Source organism: Lentzea sp. NPDC036955 (genome assembly GCF_055608005.1).
On record NZ_JBVJRC010000003.1, the window covers coordinates 176,978 to 189,006 of the forward strand.

The following is a 12,029-nucleotide window of genomic DNA, read 5'->3' on the forward strand; positions in this document are numbered from 1 at the left end:
ACCCGGCCCCGTCCCACCAGGACTAAGCTCGGTCTCCGTGAGCACCGCATACGGCATCGGCTTGGCCACTGTGACCCCGGACGGCACCGTCCTCGACACCTGGTACCCGTCGCCCGTCCTGGAGGAGACGCCGGACCTGGGCACGACCCGGCTGGCCTCCACCGAGATCGCGGCAGCCCTCGGAGAGGCCGCGGCCAAGCTCCTCGGCGAGGACCCCGAGCGCGGCGTCGAGGTGGTCGGCGTCCGCGTGGCGGTCGACCTGGACGCCGCCCCGGCCGACACCTACGACGTCTGGCTGCGACTGCACCTGCTCAGCCACCGGTTGATCCAGCCGCACGGCGCGAACCTCGACGGCATCTTCGGCCTGCTCACCAACGTCGTGTGGACGAACCACGGCCCGTGCGCGGTCGAGGGCTTCGAGCAGACCCGCACCCGCCTGCGCGTCCGCGGGCCGGTGACGGTCTACGGCGTCGACAAGTTCCCGCGCATGGTCGACTACGTGGTCCCGTCCGGTGTGCGCATCGGTGACGCGGACCGGGTGCGGCTCGGCGCGCACCTCGCGTCCGGCACCACGGTCATGCACGAGGGCTTCGTGAACTTCAACGCCGGCACGCTCGGCAGCTCGATGGTCGAGGGCCGCATCTCCGGCGGTGTCGTGGTCGGCGACGGCTCCGACGTCGGCGGCGGCGCGTCGATCATGGGCACGCTGTCCGGCGGCGGCAAGCAGGTCATCTCGCTCGGCGAGCGGAACCTGCTGGGCGCCAACGCCGGCCTGGGCATCTCGCTCGGCGACGACTGCGTGGTCGAGGCCGGGCTCTACATCACCGCCGGCACGAAGGTGACGCTGCCCGACGGCACGGTCACCAAGGCCGTGGAGCTCAGCGGGCAGTCGAACCTGCTGTTCCTGCGCGACTCCACCGACGGCGTGGTGAAGGTGAAACCGCGCAAGGGCACCGGCGTCGAGCTGAACGCCGCGCTGCACGCGAACGACTGACCGGAAACCAGGTGTCCGGGGCCCGGTCTGCGCAGGCAGGCTGGGCCCTTGCCGTCTCGACCCGCAGGAGGTGCACGTGCTGAAACAGCGACTCGAGTTGAACGCTCGCGCCGCCATCGAGCGTGCCCTGCAGGGTGCGCAGTCGGAGGACTCGTTCGTCGAGTTCAAGACGCAGTGGCCGGTCGACCACGGCAAGGCCGCACGGCAGATCGCCGCCCTCTGCAACGCCGCCAGGGGCTCCGAGGCGATGTGGGTGGTCGGTGTCGACGAGAAGGGCCGCTACGTCAAGGGCGCGCCGGCCGAGGAGCTGTCGAGCTGGTGGCCCAAGGTGGAGAGCCACTTCGACGGCGTCGCGCCCGGCCTCACGACCGTCGCGTTCGACTGGGCTCCGCGCCGGACGGTCGTGGTGCTGTCCCTGCAGACCGACAACGCGCCGTACGTGTTCGTCACGAAGAAGGAGCCCTACAGCCGGGAGATCCCGTGGCGCTCCGGTGAACGCACGCGGTCAGCACGCCGCGGCGAGATCCTGGAACTGCTGCTGCCCAGGCTGGAGATGCCGGGCTGGGAGTTCGTCAGCGCCCGCGCGACGCTCAGCCAGCACTCGCCGACGCTGCGGTTCGAGGGCGACCTCTACCTGGAGACGAACCAGCCGCTGAGCCTGCCGCACCACCGCTGCCACTCCTACGTCACGTACGGGCTGGACAGCGAGACCGTCGACCTCGGGTTCAGCTTCCGCACCAACAGCAGGGACGTGCGGGCCGTCGAACGGGTCGTGCGGGTCGCGGAACCGGCCGTGCTCCACGTCAGCGCGGACACCGACGTGGAGCTGGACGCCTTCCAGGACCTGTGGGACCTGCACTGGCACCTCGTGCTGGGCCTCGGCCTGAGCGGCGAGGAGATCAGCACGAGCGTGCGGCTCACCACAGACGCGGTGCCGCCCAACCAGTTCACCCGCCGGGTGTGGTCGGCGCTGAAGCCCTGACGCCCCTGACGCCCTGACGCCGCGCCGGCAACGCCGGGTCAGGCCTTCAACCGCTCCGCGGCAGCCGCGACCCGTTCGTCGGTGGCCGTCAGCGCGATCCGCACGTGCCGGGCGCCCGCGGGACCGTAGAACGTGCCCGGTGCGGCCAGGATGCCCCGGTCCGCCAGCCAGGCGATGGTCTCCCAGGCGTCCTCGTCGCGCGAGGACCACAGGTACAGCCCCGCCTCGGAGTGCGACACGGTGAACCCGGCCGCCTCCAGCGCGGGCTTGAGCACCTCGCGCCGGGCCTGGTACCTGGCCCGCTGCTCGGCCACGTGCGCGTCGTCCTCCAGGGCGGCGCGCATGGCCTCCTGCACCGGCCGCGGCACGATCATGCCTGCGTGCTTGCGCAGCTCCAGCAGGCCCGCGACCAGCTCGGGGTCGCCGAAGACGAACCCGGCCCGGTAACCGGCCAGCGAGGACGACTTCGACAGCGAGTGCACGGCGAGGACGCCGTCGAAGTCGTCCACGACGGACGGGTGGAGCACCGACACCGGCGCGGAGTCCCACGGCAGTGCGAGGTAGCACTCGTCCGACGCGACAACGGCTCCGGCCTCGCGCGCGGCGGCGACGGCGGAACGCAGCTGTTCGGTCGACAGGACACGGCCGGTCGGGTTCGACGGCGAGTTCAGCCACACCAGCTTCGTGCCGGGCGGAGGCCGCTCGTCGTCGGCCAGCCGGACGACCTCGGCACCGGCGAGCAGCGCGCCGACCTCGTAGGTCGGGTACGCCACCGACGGCACGGCCACGACGTCACCGGGACCGACGCCCAGCAACGTCGGCAGCCACGCCACCAGCTCCTTGGAGCCGATCGTGGGCAGCACCGCGTCGGCGGACAGGCCGGTGATCCCGTAGCGCCGCCGCACGGCCGCCACGAAGGCGGCGCGCAGCTCGGGCGTGCCGTGGGTGGTCGGGTAGCCGGGGACGTCCGCGACGGACGACAGCGCGGACTGGATCACCGCGGGAACCGGGTCGACGGGTGTGCCGACCGACAGGTCGACCACACCGCCGGGGTGCTTGCGCGCCTTGGCGGCGTGGCCGGCCAGCGAGTCCCACGGGAAGTCCGGCAGGCCCGGACCTCGGCGTTGGATGATCAATGCCCCTCAGCAGCCTGCGGTGCGAGTGCCTTCACGAACTCCGGGTCGGCGCTGACCTTGCCGACCTTCGAGGCGCCACCGGGTGAGCCGAGCTCGTTGAAGAAGTCGACGTTCGCCTTGGTGTAGTCCTTCCACTCGTCGGGGACGTCGTCCTCGTAGTAGATGGCTTCCACTGGGCACACCGGCTCGCACGCGCCACAGTCCACGCACTCGTCGGGGTGGATGTAGAGCATCCGGTCGCCTTCGTAGATGCAGTCGACGGGGCACTCTTCGATGCACGCCTTGTCGAGCAGATCCACGCACGGCTGGGCGATCACATAGGTCACTGCGCTCTCCTGCTTCTCCCTGGTCCACACCGCGCAAGCCGGAGAGTACGCGGCACGTTCGAGTATCACCCGGTCAGGCTTGCCTTAGCTGCCTGGTGCGCCACGTCACACCACCCACCCCGGCTCGCTCCCTGAGACGAGGATGGACCCGTGCACACAGTGGATCACCTGGAATCGCTCTGCGCGCGAGCATGGCCCGCGGTGGCAGAAGAACGGCTTGGAGACTGGTTGATGCGCGCGGCCGCCGGCTTCACCGGCCGCGCGAACAGCACGCTCACCTGCGGCGATCCTGGTGTACCGGTTCCGTCGGCGCTGTCGGCCGTCGAGGGGTTCGCCCGTGCGCACGGCATCAAACCCACTGCTCACGTCGTGCGCGGCAGCGGTCACGAGCGGGCGATCACCGACGCGGGCTGGCGGGTGGACCTCGACCACCCCGGCGGGGCGGAGTCGCTGGTCATGACGGGTCCGCTGGAGAAGTTCGCCGACGGTGCCGCCGAAAGCCGCGATCTTCCCGGATGGTGGGAACTGACGGCCGGATCCGAGGTGACCGCCGCGATACGGCACGTGCTGGGCACGGGCCGGGTGTGCTTCGCGGGCGTCGAGGAGGACGGGGTCGTGGTCGCCGCCGTGCGCGGGGCGGTCGTCGAGGACGTGCTGCACGTGGCCCGGCTCGCCGTGCGGCCGGAGCACCGCCGCCGCGGTCTGGCCACGCGCCTGATGGGCGAGCTGGCCGGGTGGGGTCTCGCCGAGGGCGCCACGACGTGCGCGCTCCAGGTCGCCGAGCACAACACCGCGGCGATCCGGCTGTACGAGGAGCTCGGCTGCTCCGAGCACCACCGCTACCGCTACTGGGTGCCCGCGGGGTCGTAGAGGCCGGGCCGGTTGGCCGCGTTGCGCGCCATCGCCGCGCTCACGGCCACCGCGCCCGGCAGCGCGCCGCCGGCGATCAGCAGCAGCGTGCGCCAGTCGCCCAGCAGGAAGCTGACGCGGGCGACCCGGCCGGGCTCCAGGTAGGCGAGCGCGAAGATCGTGAAGAACCACACCAGCAGCGGCGCCGCGGCGGCGGACACCCGGTCCGACAGCGCCGCGGCCCACATGACCAGCACGGGCGTGGTGACCACCGCCACCACGACCATGACCGGGAACGGCCACGCGCCGAGGTCCGGCAGCAGCGTCCCGTCGAACCGGACGAGCAGGAAGAACACTTCCAGCACAGCGAGCACCGCTGCCTCGACGCACAGGAGCAGCAGCAACACCACTCGCCAGCTAGCGCTCACCCAGTCCTCCGAACAGATCCGCGGCGACGCCGTCCGCCGGTCCCTTGGCGAGCACGTAGTACTCGTTGCCGACCAGCGGCTGGGCGATGCCGTTCGACAACGCGTATCCCTCGTCCCACACACTGACCTGCGTGGAGTGCGCGCGCAACGCACGGCGCTTCGCGATCAGGTGCTCCGAGATGTCGATCACGGTGGTGATGTCCTCGTCCGGCGTCACCGGCAGCTCGCCGGGCTCCGGCAGCCGGAACGCCTCCGGCACCGCGGACAGCGCGGCGACGCCCGCCTCCGTGGCGTCGCGCGAGGTCACCGCGTAGAACACCCGCTCGACGTCCGAGACCTGCGCGCAGGCGGCCATCGTGATCTCGTGCGCGCGGATGTGGTCCGGGTGCCCGTACCCGCCGAACGCGTCGTAGCTCACCACGACCTGCGGCTTCACCTCGCGCAGCACGTCGGCGAGCTGCGCGGCCTGCTCCTGCACCGAGCCCTGAACGAACGCGCGCGGGTGGGCGTTGGACGGCACGTCGACCATGCCGGAGTCGCGCCACCTGCCGATGCCGCCGAGGAACCGGTGGTCGGTCACGCCCAGTGCCGCGCAGGCGGACCTCAGCTCCCCGACGCGGTAGCCGCCGAGCTGGTCGGCCTCCGCGGCGGCCAGGTGGGCGAGTGCGGGCGGGATGATCTCGCCCTCCTCCCCCAGCGTGCACGTGATCACCGTGACGTGGGCGCCGGCCGAGGCGTAGCGCGCGATGGTGCCGCCCGTCCACAGACTCTCGTCGTCTGGGTGGGCGTGCACGAAGAGCAACCGTGGTGGGGCAGTCAGCGTCACCAGAAAAGAGTAAAGGCCACCTTTGTCCAGGGACGAAGGTGGCCTTCACATCGGTCTCACACGACCGTTTTTTCCTCAGCGAAGTGGCAGGCGGACAACGTTCCGTCCGGCGCACCTCGCCTTTCCAGCTTCGGTTCTTCGGTGGCACAGATGTCCTGGGCCTTCCAGCACCGCGTGCGGAACCGGCAGCCCGACGGCGGGTTCACCGGCGACGGCACGTCACCGGTCAGCACGATCCGCTGACGCTTGCGCTCCTGCTTGGGGTCCGGCATCGGCACCGCCGACAGCAACGCCTGCGTGTACGGGTGCATCGGGCGGGTGTAGATCGCCTCCCGCTCGCCGATCTCGATGATCTTGCCGAGGTACATCACCGCGACCCGGTCCGAGATGTGCCGCACCACCGAGAGGTCGTGCGCGACGAACAGGTAGGCCAGCCCGAGCCGTTCCTGCAGCTCCTCCAGCAGGTTCACGACACCGGCCTGCACCGACACGTCCAGCGCGGACACCGGCTCGTCGAGCACCAGGAAGCGCGGGTTCAGCGCCAGCGCGCGGGCGATGCCGATGCGCTGCCGCTGACCGCCGGAGAACTCGTGCGGGTACCGGTTGCGGTGCTCCGGGTTCAGGCCGACGAGCTCCATCAGCTCGTTGACCCGCCGCTGCACGCCGCCCTCGACCCCGTGGATCACCAGCGGTTCCGCGATGATGTCGTTGACCTGCCACTTGGGGTTCAGCGACGCGTACGGGTCCTGGAAGACGATCTGGATGTCCTTGCGCAGCGGCCGCAGCTGCTTGGTGCTGAGCGACGTCAGCTCGCGGCCCTCGAACTTCACCGAGCCCGAGGTGGGCTTGTGCAGCTGCAGGATCGCGCGCCCGGTCGTGGACTTGCCGCAACCGGACTCGCCGACCAGGCCGAGCGTCTCACCGGGGCTCAGCGTGAACGACACACCGGACACGGCCTGCACGGTGCCGACGTTGCGCGGGATGATCCCCTTGCCGCGCACCGGGAACTCCTTGACGAGGTCGGTGACCTCCAACAGCGGGGTGGTCACTTCGACTCCTCGTCCAGCAGGGTTCCGTGCACGGCGGTGACTTCGAGCGACTCGTCGGGGTTGGCCGCGGCGAAGACCGCCGGGTTCTCCACGGTGCCGATCTCGTCGTGCAGGAACAGCCTCTGCGGCTGCTCGTGGGCCGCCAGGTGCTCCCAGCGGTGGCAGCGCGTGCGGTGGTCCGGCCGGCCCGCCTCCTCCAGGTGCGGTTCCCACTCGTGGCACACGTCGGTGACGAGCGGGCAGCGCGGGGAGAACGAGCAGCCGGTCGGCAGGTTCACCAGCGAGGGCGGCGCGCCCTTGATCGGGGTGAGCCGCTTGCCCAGCGAGGCCGGGTTCGGCACGGAGCCCAGCAGGCCCACGGTGTAGGGCATCCGCGGCCGTTCGAACACGTCGTCGACCGGGCCGGACTCGACCACGGTGCCGCCGTACATGACCTGGACGCGGTTGACCATGCCGGCGACGACGCCGAGGTCGTGGGTGATCATGATGATCGCCGCGTCGGTCTCGGCCTGCAGCCGCAGCATGGTGTCGAGGATCTGCGCCTGCACCGTCACGTCGAGCGCGGTGGTCGGCTCGTCCGCGATGATCACGCTGGGGTCGTTGATGATCGCCATCGCGATCACCACGCGCTGCCGCATGCCGCCGGAGAACTCGTGCGGGTACTGCGCCGCGCGCTTGTCCGGCTGCGGGATGCCGACGAGCTCCAGCGCCTCGACCGCCTTCGCCCACGCCGCCTTCTTCGAGACGTCGTGGTGCGCGCGGTAGGTCTCGGCGAGCTGCCACCCGACGCTGTAGACCGGGTTCAGCGACGTCATCGGGTCCTGGAAGATCATCGCGATGTGCTTGCTGCGGAACGGCTGCATCTGCTTGTAGGTGCGGCCGTTGAGCTCCTGGCCGCGGTAGCGGATGGAGCCCTCGATCCGCGCGCTGCCCGGCAGCAGGCCCATGATCGCCATGGACGACACCGACTTGCCGGAGCCCGACTCGCCGACGATGCCCAGCACGTCACCGGCGTTGAGGTCGAACGAGACGTTGCGCACGGCGCGGACGTCGCCGTCGTCGGTCGGGAAGGTGACCGACAGGTCCTTCACCGACAGCAGCGGTGCGGTGGACCCGTTGTCGGCCGGCAGGAAGTCCTCGGTCAGTTCGGGAACAGTGGTCATGGTCAGGCACGCACCTTCGTCTGCCGCGGGTCGAACGCGTCGCGCAGGCCGTCACCGATGAAGTTGACGGCGAGGGAGAGCGACACGAGCACGATGAACGGACCCCAGAACAGCCAGGGCCGGTTCAGGAACTGCCCGTAGTTCTCCAGCACGATCACGCCGAGCGAGGTGTCCGGGGGCTGGACGCCCAGTCCCAGGAACGACAGCGCGGCTTCGGTGAGCACTGCCGCCGCGATCGCCAGCGTGGCGTTCACGGTGATGCTGCCGATCATGTTCGGCACCAGGTGCTTGAAGATGATGCGCGGGGTGGTGGCACCGCAGGCGCGGGCCGCCTCGACGAACTCCCGCTGCGCGAGCGAGAGCGTCTCACCGCGGGTGATGCGGGCGATCTGCATCCACGCGAACGCGGCGAGCACCAGCGCGACCACGTACCAGCTGCCGGAGAAGCCCTTCACCACGATCGCGGCGACCGCGATCTGCGGGATGATCAGCAGCAGGTCGACCAGGCGCATCAGCGCCGCGTCGACGAACCCGCGCAGGTAGCCGGCGAGCGCGCCGAACGTCACGCCGATGGCGGTGGCCAGCGCGGCCACGATCAGCGCGATCTGCAGCGAGTAGCCGGTGCCGCGCATGAGCAGCGCGAGCATGTCCTTGCCGACCTGGGTGGTGCCGAGCGGGTGGGTGCCGCTCATCGGCTGGTAGGACCTGCTGGAGACGTCCTCGAAGTCGTAGGTCCAGATGAACGGGCCGACGAACGCGAAGAGCACCAGGAAGACGAACACGCCGAGGCTCACCATGGCGAGCCGGTGGCGCAGGAAGCGGCGGATGACGAGCTGCCCCTGCGTGCGGGTCTTCGCCGAGTCGAACTCGTGGGCGCCCGCCTCGGGCGCGGAGCTGACCACGCCGCCCTCGGACGCCAGGTTGATGTTAGCCAAGGCGAATCCTCGGGTCGAGGATGCCGTACACGACGTCGGCAACCAGGTTGAACAGCACGATCAGGGTCGCGGTGACCGCGAGCCAGCCCATGAGCATCGCCGGGTCGAACTGGCGCACGGAGTTCACGAGCAGCGTGCCCATGCCGGCCCAGCCGAAGACGGTCTCGGTGATGATCGCGCCGGAGAGCACCGCGCCGAAGTTCAGCGAGAACAGCGTGGCGACGGGGATGAGCGCGTTGCGGAACGCGTGCCGGAAGACCACCCGGCTCTGCGAGATGCCCTTCGCCCGCGCCGTGCGCACGAAGTCCGAGTGCAGGATCTCCAGCATGGAGGCCCGCTCGAACCGGCTGTAGGCGGCGAAGCTGATCAGCATCAGCGCGACCGTCGGCAACAGGAACGTGCCGGTGTACTTGAAGATCACGTCGCCGAGGTCGCCGCTGAAGCCACCCGGCCGCGGACCGGCGGTGGTGAGCCAGCGGTCCAGCCCCATCGACTCCAGGACGTTGTTGAACTGGATGCCGTAGTTCTTCACGATCACGGCGACGCAGAAGATCGGCATCGAGAACATGAGGAACGCGGTGCTGGTGGCGAGGTAGTCGAAGATCGAGTACTGCTTCACCGCGGCGAGCACGCCCACCGAGACGCCGAGGGTCAGCGCGAGGAGCTCGGCCCCGATGACCAGCCGCCCGGTGGTCCACAGCGCGTCGGTGACCGCCGGGAAAACCGCTTGCTTCGCCTGGCCGAGTGCGATGCTCTGTCCCCAGTCACCGGACAGGAAGTCGGTGAGCCAGTTCCAGTAGCGGACGACGATCGGCTTGTCGAGACCGAGCGAGATCTCGGCGGCCCTGATGTCGGCCTCGGTGACACCGGGGCGGAACCGCATCTCCGCCAGCGGGTTGCCCGCCGTGGCGACGAGGACGTAGCAGGCGAAGCTACCGATCAGCAGGATCGGTATGGATATGAGCAAACGACGAATGATGTAGCGAATCACGACAAGCTCCTGTTGGGCGGCACCCGGCTGCCGGGGGGTGAGGCCGGGCACGGGAACCCCGCAGCGCGGAATGTACGCGCGGTGGTGGCGTGCGGGGAACCCAGGCGAACGGGGCCGGACCTGTAGGCCCGGCCCCGTCCCCTCAGTTCAGCCTCGTGTACTGCTCAGGCCCGTCTAGTTCTTGGGCTGCCACTCGTTGGCGTTCCAGAGAGCGCCGTAGTAGCTCTGGAAGTACACGCGGTCGAGACCCTTGAACGCCCACATGTTCGGCATCTGGAACAGCGGGAGCGAACCGTACGCGTTCGCGATCTCCTCGTCGGCCTTCTGGAAGTACTTGAGCGAGTCCGCGATCGAGGTCTGGGACACGGCCGTCTTGAGGGCCTCGTCCGCGGCCGGGACGCTCATGTTCTGCCAGTTCTGGCCACCGCCGGTCTCGTAGATCGACTTCTTGGAGCTCTTGAACGGGTCACCGGACCACGCGAACAGGGCGACGTCGTAGTCACCGTTGGACACGCGCTCGTCGAGGAAGTTCGGGTCGGTGTCGTCCTTGACCTCGATGCCGGCTTCCTTGCACTGGCCCTGGATCAGCTCGACGGTCTGCTTGCGCCGCGGGATGTCGGTGTGGCTGATCCGGAAGGAGGCGCGGACGCCGTCCTTCGCGAACACGCCGTCCGCACCCTGCGTCCAGCCCGCGTCGGAGAGGATCTTCTTCGAGGCGGCCGCGTCACCCTTGGCCTTCTCGCCGTAGACGTCCTTGTAGCCCTCGTCCTTCGGGAAGAAGATCAGGCTGCCGAGCGGCTTCGCGTCGGCCTGGACCTCGGAGATCAGCTTGTCGATGATGTCCTGGCGCTTGACGCACATGAAGAAGGCCTTGCGGATCTCCTCCTTGGACAGCGCCGGGTGCTTGAACTGGATGTCCAGGTGCTCGAACGACAGGCCGGGGCCAGCGCCGAACGTGACGCCCTGGGCGTTCAGGCTCTTCAGCTTGGTGGCCGCGTTCGCGTCCGGCTGCGCGAAGGAGTTGACGGAGACCTCACCGTTCTCCAGCGCCTGCGCCTGCGCGACGGGGTCCGGGATCGCCTTCAGGATGATCTTGGCGGGACCACCGGGCTTGCCGGCCCACTTCGGGTTGCGCTCCAGCGTGACCGACTGGTTGGCCTCGTAGCTCGTCAGCATGTAGGGGCCCGCACCGGGCATGAGCGCCTTGTCGAAGCCGTTCCACTTCTCGTTCCAGAAAGCGGAGGCCTTCTCGAGCTCGGCGGGGTCGCTCGTCGCGGTCAGCTTGGTGACGTCCGCGACGCCGGCACCCTTCTCCAGGATGTGCGCGGGCAGGACGTCGCTGTTGAACAGGCCCTCGTAGTCCGGGTACGGGCTGTCGAAGGTGCCCACGAACGTCTGGTCGTCCTTGCACGAACCGGTCATCAGGTCGTAGCCCGTGGTACCGGCCGGCTTGAAGTACTTGCTGCCGTCGGCCTTCTTGGCCTTCGTGCTGGCCGAGAACCAGGCCAGGTAGAAGTCGTCGCAGTCCCACGCCTCGCCGTCGGACCAGGTGACGCCCTTCTTCAGCTTCCAGGTCACCGTCTGCGGGGACTTCGAGGTGAGCTCGACCCCGTCCATGACGTCCTTGTTCAGGATGACCTTGTTGTTGCCGTTCAGGATGTGCGCACCCGGCTGGACCAGCACCAGCGCGAACGTGTTGTACGAGTTGTTGCCGTCTTCCGTCGCGTTGTTGTACGTCGTGTACGGCTTGTCCGTGGACACGACGACCTGCTCGCTGGACTTCGTGTCCGGTGCGGTGTAGCCGTCTCCGGACTCGCCGCGCGCGGTCGCCATCTCGGCGACGGTCGCGTCGTTCCCGTTCGCGTCCGTGTTGCCGCCGCCACCACCACCGCACGCACCCAGCACGAGCGCCGCGCTGGAGATCAGCGCGATCGCCGGCAGTGCTTTGGTCTTCCTCATCGACACGTGCCCTCCTAGCACTGGGCGGCCGCACCTTCATCCGGTGTGCACACCCGTGACCGTGATGTGCCATACGCGCCCCGAACCGGCACATCGTGGGCAGCACCGTAAGAACCCGTTGAGGCGGCGGTCACTACCTGGGAGGGCGATCGTGACCCAATGGTGACGCCTTGTAGCCCAATGCAATGGCCCGATTACCGGGCGAAGGCGTTCGTTAACCGGGCACCGGGAATTCTGTCAACGAAGGCGACCGAACGTACCAACGCGGAATTGGGCCCACCCGGCCGTTTTTCCCGGCACGACGAGCCCGTTTCGAAGATCGACTTCCTCGGCGGCCGCAGCGAGGGTGCCCACTTCTCCACCGGTTGAACCTGCTCGACGACGATCCCGT

The 12,029-nt window shown here is 69.2% G+C and carries 12 protein-coding genes; 3 read left to right on the forward strand and 9 right to left on the reverse strand.

The annotated features are described in order from the left end of the window. Nucleotides 1–37: 37 nt before the first annotated feature. The gene (dapD, locus tag ACZ7CF_RS09995) at nt 38–994 is read left to right on the forward strand and encodes a 2,3,4,5-tetrahydropyridine-2,6-dicarboxylate N-succinyltransferase (RefSeq protein ID WP_360386145.1); all 957 of its coding nucleotides are present in this window, start codon (nt 38–40) and stop codon (nt 992–994) included. A gap of 76 nt (nt 995–1,070) precedes the next feature. Then, nucleotides 1,071–1,976: a hypothetical protein gene (locus ACZ7CF_RS10000; protein ID WP_360386142.1), complete on the forward strand. Its 906-nt coding sequence runs from the start codon at nt 1,071–1,073 to the stop codon at nt 1,974–1,976. 38 nt (nt 1,977–2,014) lie between these two features. Here ACZ7CF_RS10000 and dapC read toward each other — a convergent pair whose 3' ends face one another. Then, complete coding sequence (dapC, locus tag ACZ7CF_RS10005; RefSeq protein WP_360386687.1) at nt 2,015–3,106, reverse strand: succinyldiaminopimelate transaminase; 1,092 nt, start codon at nt 3,104–3,106, stop codon at nt 2,015–2,017. A gap of 2 nt (nt 3,107–3,108) precedes the next feature. Further along, entirely contained in the window at nt 3,109–3,438 is a 330-nt protein-coding gene (gene fdxA, locus ACZ7CF_RS10010) for a ferredoxin (RefSeq protein ID WP_218130387.1), read from the reverse strand. A gap of 201 nt (nt 3,439–3,639) precedes the next feature. On the opposite strand from fdxA, the gene ACZ7CF_RS10015 reads away from it, so the two are divergent. Further along, entirely contained in the window at nt 3,640–4,308 is a 669-nt protein-coding gene (locus tag ACZ7CF_RS10015; protein ID WP_470369407.1) for a GNAT family N-acetyltransferase, read from the forward strand. Here ACZ7CF_RS10015 and ACZ7CF_RS10020 read toward each other — a convergent pair. The 7 genes from ACZ7CF_RS10020 to ACZ7CF_RS10050 all read right to left on the reverse strand — a co-directional run bounded on the left by ACZ7CF_RS10020 (nt 4,284) and on the right by ACZ7CF_RS10050 (nt 11,638). Continuing rightward, nucleotides 4,284–4,715, reverse strand: a complete 432-nt coding sequence (locus ACZ7CF_RS10020) for a hypothetical protein (RefSeq protein WP_360386137.1) — start codon at nt 4,713–4,715, stop codon at nt 4,284–4,286. The genes ACZ7CF_RS10015 and ACZ7CF_RS10020 overlap by 25 nt on opposite strands. Beyond that, complete coding sequence (gene mshB, locus ACZ7CF_RS10025) at nt 4,705–5,541, reverse strand: N-acetyl-1-D-myo-inositol-2-amino-2-deoxy-alpha-D-glucopyranoside deacetylase (protein ID WP_470369408.1); 837 nt, start codon at nt 5,539–5,541, stop codon at nt 4,705–4,707. Before mshB ends, ACZ7CF_RS10020 begins: the two co-directional genes overlap by 11 nt. Before the next feature lie 56 nt (nt 5,542–5,597). Next, nucleotides 5,598–6,590: an ABC transporter ATP-binding protein gene (locus tag ACZ7CF_RS10030; protein WP_360386131.1), complete on the reverse strand. Its 993-nt coding sequence runs from the start codon at nt 6,588–6,590 to the stop codon at nt 5,598–5,600. Beyond that, nucleotides 6,587–7,753 (reverse strand): ABC transporter ATP-binding protein, encoded by a 1,167-nt coding sequence (locus tag ACZ7CF_RS10035; protein WP_360386128.1) that lies wholly within the window; start codon nt 7,751–7,753, stop codon nt 6,587–6,589. Before ACZ7CF_RS10035 ends, ACZ7CF_RS10030 begins: the two co-directional genes overlap by 4 nt. 2 nt (nt 7,754–7,755) lie before the next feature. Further along, entirely contained in the window at nt 7,756–8,688 is a 933-nt protein-coding gene (locus ACZ7CF_RS10040; RefSeq protein ID WP_458429314.1) for an ABC transporter permease, read from the reverse strand. After that, a complete protein-coding gene (locus tag ACZ7CF_RS10045) occupies nt 8,681–9,679 on the reverse strand; it encodes an ABC transporter permease (protein ID WP_360386125.1) in 999 nt (332 codons plus the stop codon). Before ACZ7CF_RS10045 ends, ACZ7CF_RS10040 begins: the two co-directional genes overlap by 8 nt. Nucleotides 9,680–9,853: 174 nt before the next feature. Further along, nucleotides 9,854–11,638: an ABC transporter family substrate-binding protein gene (locus ACZ7CF_RS10050; RefSeq protein ID WP_470369409.1), complete on the reverse strand. Its 1,785-nt coding sequence runs from the start codon at nt 11,636–11,638 to the stop codon at nt 9,854–9,856. Between the last annotated feature and the right edge of the window lie 391 nt (nt 11,639–12,029).

Bases quoted from the DNA above. Each gene is read 5' to 3' on its own strand.
- ACZ7CF_RS10035 (WP_360386128.1), bottom strand. From the start codon at position 7,753: ATGACCACTGTTCCCGAACTGACCGAGGACTTCCTGCCGGCCGACAAC.
- ACZ7CF_RS10050 (WP_470369409.1), bottom strand. From the start codon at position 11,638: ATGAGGAAGACCAAAGCACTGCCGGCGATCGCGCTGATCTCCAGCGCG.